Genomic DNA, 14,791 nt, shown 5'->3' with positions numbered 1-14,791 from the left:
CAATGGAACGAAGTGATAGGTTTTGTTCCCGTTGGTCGCCCGCCCAAGTTATTGTGCTCTGGTCATCAGCGGTAGCGGTCGGGGGATTCGTCACATCAAGCAAGGTATGTCGAACCTCGGAACACTGCAGTCGGGCGCTACTGTGAGGCCGGACACACTTGCACCAGAGAAATGGGGTACGTTACCCGCGACGCTTAGCCCGCGGGGGGCACGCGACGCAGTTCTGCGGAAACGATGACGCGAGTCCGATCGGACGCGCGCCGTCGAGACCTGACGGCCGGTGAACGGGTTAGCCGAGACGCAAGGGTAGGGATTGAGCACAAACGCAGTCACCTCGGATGACGAGGAGGTCGGTCGCAAGAGGCCGGGTGCGGTGCGGTCGTGGTTCGACGGCCACGTCGTGGCGTCGTTCGACACATTCGGACGCCAGCTGGGCATGTTCGTCGAGGTGTTCCGGACGCTGTTCGCCGACCTCGCCAAACGACGCTTCCCCTTCGGGGAGTTCGTCCGTCAGTGCGCCTTCATGGCCAGTACGTCGGTGTTCCCGACGCTGCTCGTCGCCATCCCGATCGGTGTGATCGTCTCGATCCAGGTGTCCAACATCGCCGGTCAGGTCGGCGCGACGTCGTTCTCGGGCGCGGCCACCGGCCTGGGTGTCATCCGTCAGGGTGCGCCGCTGGTCACCTCACTGTTGCTGGCCGGCGCCGTCGGGTCGGCCATCGCCGCCGACCTCGGTTCGCGCACCATCCGCGACGAGATCGACGCCATGCGCGTCATGGGTGTCAACCCCATCGAACGTCTGATCTCGCCGCGTCTGCTGGCGACCATGGTCGTCAGCTTCCTGCTCTGCGGCTTCGTGTGCTTCGTCGGCTTCATCACCGGTTACGTCTTCAACGTGTACTTCCAGGGCGGTACGCCGGGCAGTTACACGGGTACCTTTGCGTCCTTCGCGACCACCGCCGACCTCATGTTCGCGCTGGCCAAAGCGGTGATATTCGGCGCGATCGTGGCGATTGTCGCCTGCGATCGCGGCCTCTCCACCAAGGGCGGACCCGCTGGTGTGGCCAACTCGGTCAACGCCGCGGTCGTCAATTCGGTCCTGTTGCTCTTCACCGTGAACGTCATCCTGACGCAGCTGTTCACGATCCTGTTCCCGGCAAAGGTGGTGTGAGATGGCCGCGTCTCGGTATGTGCCACCGGCCCTGCGGCCGCTCGAGGCCGCCAAGTCCGTGTATCGCGGTCCTCGCGACGCGCTCGCGGCGATGGGGCACCTCATCACGTTCCTGGTCCGCTCCATCGCCGCGGTCCCGCTCGCCTTCCGCCACTACAGCAAAGAGGTCTGGCGTCTGCTCGCGGACGTGGCGTGGGGTAACGGCGCCATCGTCGTGGGCGGCGGCACGGTCGGCGTCATGGTGATCCTCGGGGTCATGGGTGGCGCCACCGTGGGCATCGAGGGATACACCGCGCTCAACCTGCTGGGTATGTCGCCGGTGACCGGCGGTCTGTCGGCGTTCGCGACGACCCGCGAGATCGCGCCCCTGCTCGCCGCGACGGCGTTCACCGCGCAGTCGGGGTGCCGCTTCACCGCGCAGCTGGGGTCGATGCGAATCGCCGAGGAGATCGACGCCCTCGAGGCGATCGCGATCCGTCCGCTGCCGTATCTGGTGACCACCCGCATGTGCGCCGCCGTGCTGGCGATCGTCCCGCTCTACTCGGTGTCGCTGGCCGCGAACTACCTCGCCTGCCAGTTCATGTTCATGCTGCAGAGCGGGCAGGGCGAGGGCACGTACCTGTACTACTTCAACCAGTTCCTCGTCTCGTGGGACATGTTGTTCTCGTTTGTGAAGGTGATCGTCTTCGTCCTGCTGACGACGTTCATCCAGTGCTATTACGGTTACTTCGCCTCCGGGGGTCCCGAGGGTGTGGGAGTCGCCGCGGGACACGCCATCCGCTTGGCGATCATCGTGATCGTGTTCGCGAATCTGGTCATGACGCTGGTGTTCTGGGGCACGTCGCCCGGGATCAAGATCTCAGGATGAGGGGGAGACCGTGAACATCGCGACCGACGGGCGCAATCCCTCGCTGCTGCAATACGTTCTGCGTGGCGTCGCATTTCTCTTGGTGTTGCTGGTGATCTTCGTCCTGCTGTTCATGCGGTACCAGGGGACCTTCAGCAAGACCGTGGCCGTGACCGCCGACCTCGTCGATGTCGGCGACGGACTCGCCACCGGTGCCGACGTCCGCTTCAACGGACTGATCGTCGGGTCGGTCAAGTCCATCGCCGTCGACGATGCCGCCCAGACCGATGCCGCGAACGTGATCAAGAAGGTCGGCATCGACATCGAGCCTGCGCAGGCCGACGGCATCCCGGCCGCGGTGACCGCCCGCACGGTTCCGTCGAACCTGTTCGGCGTCAACTCCGTCGAGCTCGTGGCACCCGGTGAGGTCAACGGTGACCGCCTCGCCGCCGGCGACGTGATCGCGGCCGACACCTCGCTCGAGACGATCAAGCTGCAGGACGCACAGAACGAACTGCGTCAGATCCTCGACGCCGTCCCGCCCGAGGAGCTGGCCCAGGTTCTCGGGACCATCGCCGACGCGCTGAAGGGTGGCGGCTCTGTGTTCGGTTCGTTCGTAGGAGTGCTGCGGACCTACTTCGACTCGATCAACAATCAGTTCCCGCCCGGGGCGCCACCGGGTTTCGACAATTTCGACAACGCGATGAAGGGCCTGTCGCAATCGGCCCCGCAACTGCTCGACACACTCGGGCGCAGCGTGATCCCGGCGGTGACCATCGCCGAGAAGCAGCGCGACCTGACCGCGGTGCTCACCGCCAGCCAGGGCTTGCTCGATCAGACCCAGCTGCTGTTCGCCCGCAGCGGCAACGGGGGTCAGCGCCTCGTCACCGATCTGAACCGGATGTTGGGTGCACTTGTGCTCGAACCGAACTCGTTGCCGCAGGGCATCATCGCGCTGAACAATCTCGCCGCCCGGGTGCTGACGGTGTTCACCGGTGTCAACGGGCACGTGACGCTCAACGCCGGTGTCAGCTTCGGGGCGTTCCAGCGCTACACGCGGCAGAACTGCCCGGTCTATGACGGCGGCCCGTATGGGACCCTCCGCGGACCCGGATGTGTGGGCCCGGGAACGGGTACCGGGCCGACGATGTCGGGTCCGCTGGCGATCTACCCGTCCGACGGGATGCGCCGCAACCGTCCGGTCGGCAACGTGACCACCGACGCGGACAACAAGACGCTCGGCGCGGTGCTGCGCCGTACGCCCTCGGCCGCGGACACCATCATGCTCGGACCGCTCGTCCAGTCGCTCGAGGTTCGAGACGCCGCCGACGGTCCCCAGAAGAAGAACACCGACGGCCAGGGAGGGGGACGATGAGCGCGGCCTCAGGCTCGATCCGCAAACCGCTGATCGGGTTCACCATCTTCGGCATCGCCGCGTTGCTGGTGACCTATGTGATCTTCTCGACCCTGGAACGTTCGGTGTCGGGTACGACCAACAGCTACACCACCTTCTTCGGCGATGCCTCGGGACTCGCCACCGGCGACGACGTCCGCATGGCCGGCGTTCGCGTCGGACGCGTGGACAAGATCGACCTCGACGACGGCCGGGCGCGTGTCACCTTCGAGGTCCAGAACGACCAGACGGTCTTCACCAACACCCGCGCGGCGATCCGCTATCAGAACCTCATCGGCCAGCGGTACCTGAACCTGACACTCGTCGAAGGCCGTGACAGCCGGCCGCTCGACCCCGGGGCCACCCTCGAACTGCCCTCCGAGGACTCCTTCGACGTCACCAAGCTGCTCGCCGGCTTCCAGCCGGTGTTCGAGACACTCACCCCCGAACAGGTGAATGCGCTGTCGCAGGGTCTGCTCGAGGCGTTCCAGGGCAACTCCGTGTCGCTGAGCTACACCGTCGCCGAGGTGGGCCGTCTCGCCGACGACACCGCCAACCGCGACGTCGTGCTGGGGGCGATCATCAACAACCTGAGTTCGGTCATGCGCGACCTGTCCCGGCAGGGCGGCCAGCTCGGCACGGTCATCGAATCCATGTCCGCGCTGATCGCCAACCTCAACTCCAACTCGGCGGCCTTCGGCAGTGCGGTCTCCGACATCGGGCGCACCGCGAGCGGTTTCGCCGACGTCCTCAGTCGCAGCCGGCAGAGCCTCGCCGACGCCGCGACCGACGGCAGGCTGGCGACCAGGACGCTGATCGAGAACGGCGCCAAACTCGACCGGATGGCCGTTGACGCCCCGGTCTTCCTCGGTCACTTCCCGCTCGTGCTCGGTGAGGGTGCATACTTGAACATCTACGCATGCGATCTCGACATCGCCATCGGCGACGTGCTGCTGCCGCCCGGGATCTTCAACAAGATCGGCGGAACGAATCACTCGGTGGTGTGCCGATGAGCTGGTTCCGGAGGAGTTTCCGCGACAACAGGCGGGTGTGGTTCGGTCTGATCGGGGCCGTCGTGATCATCGCCCTGCTGCTGGGTGTGACCGCGCTCGCGGGTGCGCACCTGGGCAAGAAGACGCTGACGGGTGACTTCGCCCAAGCCGGAGGAATCCGGCCCGGCGACAAGGTGCGGGTCGCCGGCATCAACGTCGGCGAGGTCACCGACACGGAGCTGGCGGGTGATCATGTGGCGATCACCATGAAGGTCGACAGCGACGTGCGGGTCACCGCGGACGGGTCGGCGGAGATCAAGATGTCGACGCTCCTCGGGCAGCGCTACATCGATGTCTCGCTGGGGAATTCGCCCGAAGAGGCACCCGACGGGCACATCGCGAAGACCGCCGTGCCCTACGACCTGCAACGCACCATCGAAGAGGGCGCTCCGATCCTCACCGGTATCGACGACAAGACCCTCTCCGAGAGCATCCGGACGTTGAACCGGCAGCTGGCCGGCGTCCCTGCGATCACCGAGCCCACATTCGAGGCCCTGACGCAGATGTCGAAGGTCATCACCAATCGCAAGGACCAGATCAACCAGCTGATCGCCGACACCAAGACGATCACCAACATCGTCAACGACAATCAGGCGCAGCTCGCGATCATCGTCGGGCAGGGTCGCGACCTGACCCAGAAGATCGTCGCCCGTGAGGATCTCGTGACCCGCATGCTCGACGGCATCGCCGAACTCACCGAGCAGGCGAGCGCGGTCGCCGGTGAGAACGCGAACCAGTTCGCCCCGCTCATGGCGAACCTCAACACGATCACCCAGGGCCTGGAGAAGAACCGCAACAACCTGCGCAAGCTCCTGGAGATCCTGCCGGTGACCGCACGCCTGACGAACAACGTGATCGGCGACGGTCCGTACGCGAACGGTTACCTGCCCTGGGGGATCTTCCCCGACAACTGGCTGTGCCTAGCCCGGGTGGTGGACGGATGCTGACATCGCGAAACACTGTGCGCGCCAACGGAGCGCGGCGTCCTGTCGTGCTGGTGGGCGTCGCATTGCTCGGCATCCTGGGACTATCCGGTTGCTCGATGATCCCCGGCAGCTGGAAAGCGGCCGTCGGTCAGGCGATCGAGGTCACGGCCTACTTCGAGAACGTGGCCGGCCTCTACGTCACCAACGACGTCGCCGTCCTCGGCATGCCGGTCGGTCAGGTGACCGCCGTGGAACCCCAGGGCGAACGGGTCAAGGTGACCATGACGATCGACGACGAGGTCCCCGTGCCCGCGGACGCGACGGCAGCGATCGTGAACACCTCGATCGTCACCACCCGCCACGTCGAGCTCTCTCCCGCCTACCAGGGCGGGCCGAAGCTCGAGGACGGCGCGGTGCTCAAGGAGACCAAGAGTCCCGTGTCCGTCGGCGAACTGTTCGACGCCATCGACGGTCTGGTGGTCGCGCTGAAGGGACAAGGCGACGGCCCGGGGCCGCTCGCCGAGATGATCGACATCACCTCGGGGATCGCGACGGGCAACGGTGAGGAGATCCGGGCCGCACTCGACGAACTCGGTTCCGCCTCCGATGTCGTCGCAGGAAACAGCGATGCACTCGTCGACATCATCGAGACCATCGAGGCACTGACCACCAAGCTCGTGCAGAACTACCCCAAGATGACGGCGTTCTCCAAGTCGGTCAACGAGGTGTCGGAACTGCTCGGTGCCCAGTCGCCGGGTCTTCTCGCCACACTGCGCAACCTGAACCAGACACTGCTCAACACCACCGCGTTCCTGCAGAACAACACGAACACCATGTCCGTGTCGTTCGACCGGCTCGCGGCACTGACCGCGAATCTCAGCGACTACTCGCGTCAGGTGGTGGAGACCATCGACGTGGGCCCGCTGCTGTTCCAGAACCTGAGCAACTCGATCTCGGCCGAGCAGGGCGCCTGGCGTGCACAGGCGCTGCTCGACAAGTCTCTAGTGGACAACGAGCTGCTGGCCGAGTTCTGTGAGGCGATCAACCTCCAGAAGGATGGTTGCCGCACCGGCAAGCTCAAGGACTTCGGCCCCGATCTCGGTATCTACTCGGCCATGCTGGAGCTGACGAAATGAGAGCGGCCACCAAGGAATCCCTGGACACCCGGCCCGGGGCGCCCGGTTCGGGCCGTCGCGCGCGGCGCGGCGGCGTTCTCGCGCTGCTGGTCGCCGCTCTCATGGGGCTCACCGGTTGTGGTGTGCTCCCGAGCCTCACCGTCGAGCAGATCCCGCTGCCCGCACCGGGCGGGATCGGCGACTCGATCACCCTGAAGGCGAATTTCGACAACGCGCTGAACCTGCCCGCGCAGGCCAAGGTCAAGTTGAACGGCACCGACGTCGGGCAGGTCACCGATCTCGTCGCCAAGGACTACACGGCCATCGTCACGATGAAGGTCAGCAAGAAGACCAAACTGCCCGTGGGGACCGGCGCCGAGTTACGCCAGGCGACGCCGCTCGGCGATGTCTTCGTGGCGCTGATGCCGGCGATCGAGGCCCGGGACGGGTACATGGTCGACGGTGACACGCTCACCGGTCCGACCTCGGCCGCCGCGACCGTCGAGGACCTGCTGATCAGCATGAGCGGCGTGGTGGACAGTGGCTCACTGAACTCGCTCACCGTCATCCTCACCGAACTCAGCAGTGCGGTGTCGACCAACCCGTCGGATCTCAACGGCGCCATCCGCGGCCTCACGACCGGCATCCGCAAGCTCAATCAGAGTTCGGCCGCGGTCGACCGCTCCTTGGCGAGTACCCGCGTCCTCACCGGGCAACTCGCCGACGGGCGCGCGCAGATCATGGCGTCGATCAACAAGCTCGGCCCCGCTCTCGAGGCGCTCAACGGGCAGATCGGCACGATCCTGACCACCCTCGACAAGACCCAGCAGGTCACGGCGGCGACCAACGACTTCCTCGACACCGACCAGGACAACCTCGTCGAGATGCTCGGGCATCTGGCGACGGTGATGGCCGGTCTACGGCAGGCAGCGGGACCGCTCGGATCTCTCGCCGACAACCTGCACACGCTCACGCCGAAGTGGGTCAAGTCCACTCCGGGTAGTGCGGCCGCGGTGTCGGCGAAGGTGTACTGGCTGACCCCGGGCGTCGGATTCGATTCGGCCAGCAGGCTTCCCGAGGTCCAGGACGTCGACGAGGCGTCGGCGGCGCTGCAGCAGACACTCACCCGCATTCTGGCGCGGATCACTGGGACGAGGGGGTGTTGCGGATGAGCGGCCTGTTCGGCGTCCTGCGCAGGAATTCGGTGCTCGTGGGCAACATCGCCCTCGTGATGGTGATGGTCGTCGGTTTGGCGTACCTCGCCCTCGGCGTGCTGCGGTGGCAGCCGTTCGCCGACAAATATTCGCTGACGATCGAGTTCCCCATCTCCGGTGGCCTGCAGGAGACCTCGGGAGTCACCCTCCGCGGTGCCCGGGTCGGCGACGTGGATTCCATTCAGGTGCAGCCCGACTCGGTCAAGGTCCGTGTGTCGGTCGACGACCGGTACAAGATCAACCGGGACGCCGTGGTCGCCGCGCTGGGTCTGTCGGCGGCCGGTGAGCAGTACGTGGACTTCCAGCCGCCGACCTCCGATGGTCCCTACCTGAAAGACGGCGACGTCATCAGGGCCGAGCAGACCGAGGTGACGGTCCCGTTCTCCCAGCTACTGGAATCCTCGCTCGAACTGATCAATCAGATCGACCCGGCGAAACTCCGTTCGGCCGTGGACAATCTCAAGATCGCGCTGTACTCCGAGGACGGCACCAACGACCTGTCGGTGATCTTCGACTCCGGCGGAACGATTTTCGCCGACCTCTACACGGCGCTGCCCGAGACCACCAAGTTCATCCAGAACGCGGGCACGATCTTCAAGACGACAGCTCAGATCCAGCCGGACCTCAGTGGCACCGTGGCGGGCCTGAGCAGTCTGGTCAACTCGGCGGCGGCATCGGACAAGGAACTACGGACGCTCCTCGACCGCGGGCCGTCCCAGTTCACGAGTCTTGCCGGTTCCATCACTCAGCTCACCGATCCGGTCACCGACGTGACGAAGCAGTTCGTCGACATCGCCCAGCAGGGCGCGCTGCGGGCGCCGGCGCTCGCCACGCTCCTGCCGGCGATCCGCGACGCGAGTATCAAAAGCCTCACCATGTTCCACGACGGTGCCTGGTGGGCACTTGCTTCGGTGTACCCGCGGCCGAGCTGCAACTACCCGGTGACGCCTCGTCGGCCCACCCAGATCCTCGAACTCACCATTCCGACGAATCTGTACTGTGTGACCGAGGATCCGCGTCAGCAGATCCGTGGTTCGGCCAACGCGCCGCGACCGCCGGGTGACGACACTGCGGGCCCGCCGCCGGGTTACGACCCGAACGCGCGCACCGTGCCACTCGACAAGTGACCGCCGCTCACCCGGACGGCCGATCGACTCAGACGGCCGCTCGGCACCAGACGACAGACAAGTTGCGTGACCTGTAGATGACTGACCGGAATGACCCTGACGTGACACCCAAACCCGAGGAGGAGGCCGACGCCGTGTCAGTCGAGACCGACACCGGTTCGGGGGCCGAGGGCTCGAACGCCGACGACACCGGCACGACCGACACCGGCACGACCGACACCCCGGCGGCGGCGCCGCGCGGCAAGTCCGCGCGTCGTTCCGGCTCCGGTTCGGCAACGACCCCGAAGCCGAACGCGGACGACGAGGCGCCGACGTCGAGGGGTGAGTCCCGGCCGACGGCGTCGGACAAGGCCTCGGACCGTCGCGAGTTCTCGTTCACGGTCACCGGGAACGGGATCAAGAAGCTTCTCGCGGCGGTACTGGCGATCGCACTTGTCGCCCTCGTCGGATTCCTGGGGTGGCGGGCCTACGATCTCCAGCGCGAAGCGGACGCCTTCGCCGACTCGAAGACGGCGTCGGCGGACTTCGTTACCAAGCTCGTGACCACGCTCAACGCCGCCAACGCGGGCAACTCCAAGGAACTCCTGGGTCCGCTGTCCACCGGGGAGTTGCGTGACCGCCTCGAACAGGAGCGTGCCGACACCGAGGCGAACGTCGAGTCGCTGAACATCGAGGTGTCGTCGACGATCAGCGTCGTCGCGGTCGAGGCGGTGGCAGCCGACACCGCCAAGACGGTGGTGATGGCCGAGGTCACGGGCCGCAGCTCCAAGTTGCCCAACGGCGGCACCAGTCTGATGGTGTTCCGTCTGGATCTGAGCAAAGAGGACGGCAAGTGGCTGGTGTCCAAGGTCGACGGTCCGCCGGGTAGCCCCAGCGGCCAGATCGATCCGTCGCAGTCGCTGCCGGGCGGAGGCGCATCCGCGCCACAGCAGCCGCAACAGGCACCGCAGCCCGCGCCTGCACCCGCGGGCTGACCGGCTCGCACTCAACAGACGACCTCGCGCACCACCGATCGGTGGTGCGCGAGGTCGTCTCTCGAGGGTTGGTGGTCAGGCCTGAACGAGGATTGCCACCGGATGTGTCTGCCGGGCGGTGGCCAGGTCGACGGCCCCGGTGTAGACCACGCCCGTCCGAACGTCGCGCCACCGCGACCCGGCGGGTAGCTCGATCGTCGTCGCGGCCGCCGATGCGGGATCGAGGCTGTGGGTGTAGCGGGCGGTGATCGTCACCACGTCCGCGGCGTCGGCGGTACCCCGGAGAAAGGCGATCACGTGATCGGATGCCGGACCGTCGGCGTCCAGTCCGCGATAGCTGCCCGTCGCACCGAAGGCATCCGGATGGGCGGCACGGGTCCGCAGGGCCGACTGGACGAGCTGCGACTTCGGATGATCAAGGGACCGGCCGAAATCCACCGGCCGTCGGTTGTCCGGGTCGACGAGCGAGTCCTCCCACCACTCGGTGCCCTGGTAGATGTCGGGCACTCCGGGAGCCAGGATGGCTATCGCCTTGCGCGCGAGGGCTTCCTGCTCCCAGGCGGACGTGACACGGCGAACGAGTTCGGTGATCGCGGTCGCGACGGAACCCGTCGTGACCTGATCGATCCACGTCTGCACCGCGGTCTCGAACCCCTCGTCGACCTCGGTCCACGTGGTGCGCAGGCCGGCTTCGCGTGTTGCTTTGCGGGCGTACTCGACAAGCCTGTGACGCAACTCGTCGGTGACCTTCCCGTCGGGGGGCCACACTCCGAAGATGTTCTGCAGTAGGAAATAGCAGGTGAAATCGTCGGGAATCTCCGTGTCCCGCCACACGGTCTCGACCAGACGTGACCATCGGTCGGGGACCTGCGAGAGAACCGCGATGCGGGCACGCACGTCCTCGCCGCGTTTGGTGTCGTGGGTCGACGACGCGGTCATGGCGAGAGGCCAGCGTTCGGCGCGTTCTGTGTTGTGCTGGTGGAACTCCCGGATCGACAACACCGGGTTCGCCGGGTCGGCGCCGACTTCCTGGGCCGACACCAGGCGCGCCGTGCGGTAGAAGAGGCTGTCCTCGACGCTCTTCGCGGTCACCGCACCGCATGTCTGCGCCAGCCGCGACGTCGCGGCGCCGGGTATCGCCGTCGCGCGGACGATGAGATCCAGCGCCGCCGCGAGCTCGGGGGTCTCGTCGGCGATCCGCGTGGCGACGGCCAGCAGTCGCGGGCGCAACGACGGGTAGTCGGCTCGGTACACGCCGAGGGCCGCGATCAGCTCGCCGCATGCCGCGGCGATGTCGGCTCGATCGGCCGAGGGGTCGGCGTCGAGCACGGCGCGGACGAGTCGTCTGAGCTCGGTAGGGAAGGACTCGCGCAGTGTCGTGAGCTTTCGCTGGTGCTCGGCGGACTCGATCCACCGCCCGTCGCCGGTCTCACCGGTGACCCGCTCGTGCAGTTCGGTCAGTTGCATCACCCCGGACGGCGCGACGAACAGCGCGTCGATGACCCGCATCTGGTCGTACCCCGTCGTTCCCTCTACCGGCAGCGTCGGCTCGAGGGGCTCATCAGGGCCCAGGATCTTCTCGATGTAGATCAGGCGGTCGTCTCCGACATCGGAGCGCAGGCGGCGAAGGTAGTCCTGTGGATCCCAGAGACCGTCCGGATGGTCCACGCGGAGACCGTCGACGAGATCGGCGTCGAGCAGGTCGCGCAACCAACCGTGGGTGGCGTCGTACACCTCGGGAACCTCTTGGCGGAGTCCGGCGAGCTCGTTGACCGTGAAGAACCGGCGGTAGCCGATGAGTCCGCTGTTCCAGGGAACGAGCCGATAGTGCTGACGATCGTGAACCTGCGCCGCGGTGCCGTCACCGGTACCCGGAGCGACCGGGAACGCGTGGTCGTAGTAGCGGAGATCGCCGTCGTCGTCGATCTCGAGCGGACTCAGGTCGCCATCGGCGGCCACGACGGGCAGGGCGATCTTGCCGTCCACGCCGTTGTCGTCGGTGAAGTCGACGTCGAAGTAGGTGGCGAACTCCGAATCCCGGCCGTGGCGAAGGAGATCCGCGAACCACGGGTTGGCGAGGGCGTCCGCGACCCCGGTGTGGTTCGGCACGATGTCGATGATCAGGCCGAGTCCGCGTGCGGTCGCCGCGGCCCGCAGTTCGCGGAAACCGTCGAGGCCTCCGAGTGCGGGTGCGACCGCGGGCGGAGGCAACCAGTCGTACCCGTGCGTGGAACCTTCCGACGCGGTGCCGATCGGGGAGAGGTAGACGTGGCTGACCCCGAGTTCGACGAGATGGTCGAGAACCGCTGTGGCGTCGGCGAAGTCGAAGTCGCTGTGCAGTTGCAGTCGGTAGGTCGCTCGTGGCTGAGGGCGCGTGCTCATCCGGTCAGGACGTCTTCCGCAGTACCAACACCGACCGCCCGCCGACGGTGACCGTCTGTCCCACCTCGGCGGTCAGGTCGGTCTCGCCGGTCGGATGGGTGGTGTCGAGCTCGCCGACCCATTCGCTCCCGTACCACTTCGGGGGCAGGGCGAATTCGAGGTCCTCGTAGTGGGCGTTGAAGCAGATGAAGAACGAGTCGTCGACGACCAGTTCGCCGCGTTCGTCCTTCTCGCCGAGGCCGTTTCCGTTCAGGAAGACCGCGAGGCTCTTGCCGAACCCGCTGTCCCAGTCCTCCGCCGTCATCTCCTCACCGGCAGGAGTGAGCCACGCGATGTCGAGAGCCTGGTCGCCCCATCGGATCGGTTTGCCGCCGAAGAACTTCCGCCGACGGAACACCGGGTGGTGTGTGCGCAACGCGATGGCTCTGCGGGTGAACTCGAGCAGGTCGGCGTTGTCCTCCGCCAGAGTCCAGTCCATCCAGGACAGTTCGGAGTCCTGGCAGTAGACGTTGTTGTTGCCCTGCTGGGTACGGCCGATCTCGTCGCCGTGCGCGAGCATGGGGGTGCCCTGGGACAAGAACAGCGTCGCCAGGACGTTGCGCTGCTGGCGGGCCCGCAGCGCGTTGATCTCCGGATCGTCGGTCGGACCCTCCACCCCGCAGTTCCAGGACCGGTTGTGGCTCTCGCCGTCCCGGTTGTCCTCGCCGTTGGCCGCGTTGTGTTTCTCGTTGTAGGACACCAGGTCCCGCAAGGTGAACCCGTCGTGGGCGATCACGAAGTTGATGCTGGCGAGCGGGCGTCGGCCGGTGGCCTCGTACAGATCCGACGACCCGGTCAACCGCGAGGCGAACTCGCCCAGTGTCGACGGTTCACCGCGCCAGTAGTCGCGCATGGTGTCGCGGTACTTGCCGTTCCACTCGGTCCACAGCGGGGGGAAGTTGCCGACCTGGTAACCGCCCTCGCCGACGTCCCACGGTTCGGCGATGAGCTTCACCTGGCTGACGACCGGATCCTGCTGCACCAGATCGAAGAACGCCGACAACCGGTCGACGTCGTGCAACTCGCGGGCGAGTGTCGAGGCGAGGTCGAACCGGAAGCCGTCGACGTGCATCTCGAGGATCCAGTACCGCAGCGAATCCATGATGAGCTGCAGGGTGTGCGGGTGACGGCCGTTGAGGCTGTTGCCGGTCCCCGTGTAGTCCATGTACATCTCGGGTTCGCCGTCGACGAGGCGGTAGTAGGCGGCGTTGTCGATGCCCCGGAACGACACGGTCGGACCGAGGTGGTTGCCCTCGGCGGTGTGGTTGTAGACCACGTCGAGGATGACTTCGATGCCTGCGTTGTGGAACTCCCGCACCATCGCCTTGAACTCGGTGACCGCGCTGGCCGGCTGATCCGGGTTCGACGAGTACTCGATGTGGGGTGCCAGGAACCCGAAGGTGTTGTAGCCCCAGTAATTTCGGAGTCCCTTGTCGCGCAGCACGAAGTCCTGCATGAACTGGTGGACGGGCATGAGCTCGATGGCGGTGATCCCCAGGGACTGGAGATGTTCGATGATCACCGGGTGGCACAGCCCCGCGTACGTGCCGCGCAGGTTTTCGGGGATTCCGGGATGCGTGGCGGTCATGCCCTTGACGTGGGCTTCGTAGATCACGGTCTGGTGGTACGGACGATTGGGAGCGCGATCGTTCTGCCAGTCGAAGTACGGGTTGATGACCACCGACAACATCGTGTGACCGAGCGAATCCAGCTGGGGCATCGGGTTCGGCTCGGGTTCGGGTGCGGCCTGCGACTGCTCGGGGGCGTCGTCGGACGCCTGTGCGGAGTCCGACGGGGAATCGGCGTCGCCGCCCTGCCCGTCCGCTCCGGCGGGTTCGTCCCCGCTGTCCGGGTCACCGTCGACGACCGGGGTGTCCTCGGCAGAGTCGTCGCCGGGCGTGGCCGACTCGGTCGTCTCGTCCCCGGGTGTGTGGTTCTCGGGTGATCCGTCGGAGTCGGTCTCGTCGGGCGGCGTCGGCAACGGGTAGGAGAACAGCGAGGCGTCGCCGTCGAACTCCCCGTGGAATGCCTTGCCGTACGGGTCGAGCAGGAGCTTGCTCGGATCGCATCGGAGTCCCTGTGCCGGGTCGTACGGCCCGTAGACGCGGAATCCGTAGAACTGCCCGGGACCGATGTTGGGGAGATAGCAGTGCCAGCAGTAACCGTCCACCTCTTCGAGGCGGATGCGACGTTCCTTGCCGTCCTGGTCGATCAGACACAGCTCGACTGCCTCGGCGACCTCGGAGAACAGTGAGAAGTTGGTTCCCACACCGTCATAGGTCGCGCCGAGCGGATAGGGAGTGCCGGGCCAGACCGGGATGGGTTCCGGTTCGGGCTCGACGAGGACGTCGGTGTGCGCGGGGTCGGCCGGTAGCTCCACCGACCGACCGCCGGCGTCCTCGCCCGACGAGGTGTCGGTCGTGCTCGTCGAGGTGTCCGGTTGGGGGGTCTGCGGGGAGGTGTTCGAATCGTCCGGCTGCTCACCGGGGGACGGCGGCACGGACTCACCCGCCTTCGGCGACGTCATGAGTCGACACTAGTCGCGTTGCGG

Annotated in this window: 11 protein-coding genes; 9 read left to right on the top strand and 2 right to left on the bottom strand. The window is 66.4% G+C overall.

Features of this window, described 5'->3' with window-relative positions; translation table 11 throughout:
* The first annotated feature begins 313 nt into the window (after positions 1 to 313).
* The 9 genes from ACSUZC_RS14210 (at position 314) to ACSUZC_RS14170 (ending at position 9,819) form a co-directional block, all read left to right on the top strand.
* Complete coding sequence (locus ACSUZC_RS14210; RefSeq protein ID WP_439029177.1) at positions 314 to 1,171, top strand: MlaE family ABC transporter permease; 858 nt, start codon at positions 314 to 316, stop codon at positions 1,169 to 1,171.
* Position 1,172: 1 nt separating this feature from the next.
* Complete coding sequence (locus tag ACSUZC_RS14205) at positions 1,173 to 2,039, top strand: MlaE family ABC transporter permease (RefSeq protein ID WP_439029176.1); 867 nt, start codon at positions 1,173 to 1,175, stop codon at positions 2,037 to 2,039.
* 10 nt (positions 2,040 to 2,049) lie between these two features.
* Complete coding sequence (locus tag ACSUZC_RS14200; RefSeq protein ID WP_439029175.1) at positions 2,050 to 3,393, top strand: MlaD family protein; 1,344 nt, start codon at positions 2,050 to 2,052, stop codon at positions 3,391 to 3,393.
* A complete protein-coding gene (locus ACSUZC_RS14195; protein ID WP_439029174.1) occupies positions 3,390 to 4,424 on the top strand; it encodes an MCE family protein in 1,035 nt (344 codons plus the stop codon). The genes ACSUZC_RS14200 and ACSUZC_RS14195 overlap by 4 nt, the downstream gene beginning before the upstream one ends.
* Complete coding sequence (locus ACSUZC_RS14190; protein WP_439029173.1) at positions 4,421 to 5,410, top strand: MCE family protein; 990 nt, start codon at positions 4,421 to 4,423, stop codon at positions 5,408 to 5,410. The genes ACSUZC_RS14195 and ACSUZC_RS14190 overlap by 4 nt, the downstream gene beginning before the upstream one ends.
* Positions 5,404 to 6,525 carry an MCE family protein gene (locus ACSUZC_RS14185; RefSeq protein ID WP_439029172.1) on the top strand — a complete coding sequence of 374 codons (1,122 nt, stop codon included), beginning with the start codon at positions 5,404 to 5,406 and terminating at the stop codon, positions 6,523 to 6,525. Before ACSUZC_RS14190 ends, ACSUZC_RS14185 begins: the two co-directional genes overlap by 7 nt.
* On the top strand, positions 6,522 to 7,676 hold the full coding sequence (locus ACSUZC_RS14180; RefSeq protein WP_439029171.1) for an MlaD family protein: 1,155 nt from the start codon (positions 6,522 to 6,524) through the stop codon (positions 7,674 to 7,676). Before ACSUZC_RS14185 ends, ACSUZC_RS14180 begins: the two co-directional genes overlap by 4 nt.
* On the top strand, positions 7,673 to 8,845 hold the full coding sequence (locus tag ACSUZC_RS14175) for an MlaD family protein (RefSeq protein ID WP_439029170.1): 1,173 nt from the start codon (positions 7,673 to 7,675) through the stop codon (positions 8,843 to 8,845). The genes ACSUZC_RS14180 and ACSUZC_RS14175 overlap by 4 nt, the downstream gene beginning before the upstream one ends.
* Positions 8,846 to 8,922: 77 nt before the next feature.
* Positions 8,923 to 9,819 (top strand): hypothetical protein, encoded by an 897-nt coding sequence (locus ACSUZC_RS14170; RefSeq protein WP_439029169.1) that lies wholly within the window; start codon positions 8,923 to 8,925, stop codon positions 9,817 to 9,819.
* A 75-nt stretch (positions 9,820 to 9,894) separates the two neighbouring features.
* Here ACSUZC_RS14170 and treY read toward each other — a convergent pair whose 3' ends face one another.
* Together treY and glgX are read right to left on the bottom strand one after the other, a co-directional pair.
* A complete protein-coding gene (gene treY, locus ACSUZC_RS14165; RefSeq protein WP_439029168.1) occupies positions 9,895 to 12,201 on the bottom strand; it encodes a malto-oligosyltrehalose synthase in 2,307 nt (768 codons plus the stop codon).
* A 4-nt stretch (positions 12,202 to 12,205) separates the two neighbouring features.
* Entirely contained in the window at positions 12,206 to 14,767 is a 2,562-nt protein-coding gene (gene glgX / locus ACSUZC_RS14160; protein ID WP_439029167.1) for a glycogen debranching protein GlgX, read from the bottom strand.
* Positions 14,768 to 14,791 lie beyond the last annotated feature (24 nt).

It is taken from the genome of Gordonia terrae (assembly GCF_051789125.1).
GTDB classification, from domain to species: domain Bacteria; phylum Actinomycetota; class Actinomycetes; order Mycobacteriales; family Mycobacteriaceae; genus Gordonia; species Gordonia terrae_A.
Note: the sequence above shows the minus strand (reverse complement) of the source record. Positions and strands in the feature narration are given on the sequence as shown.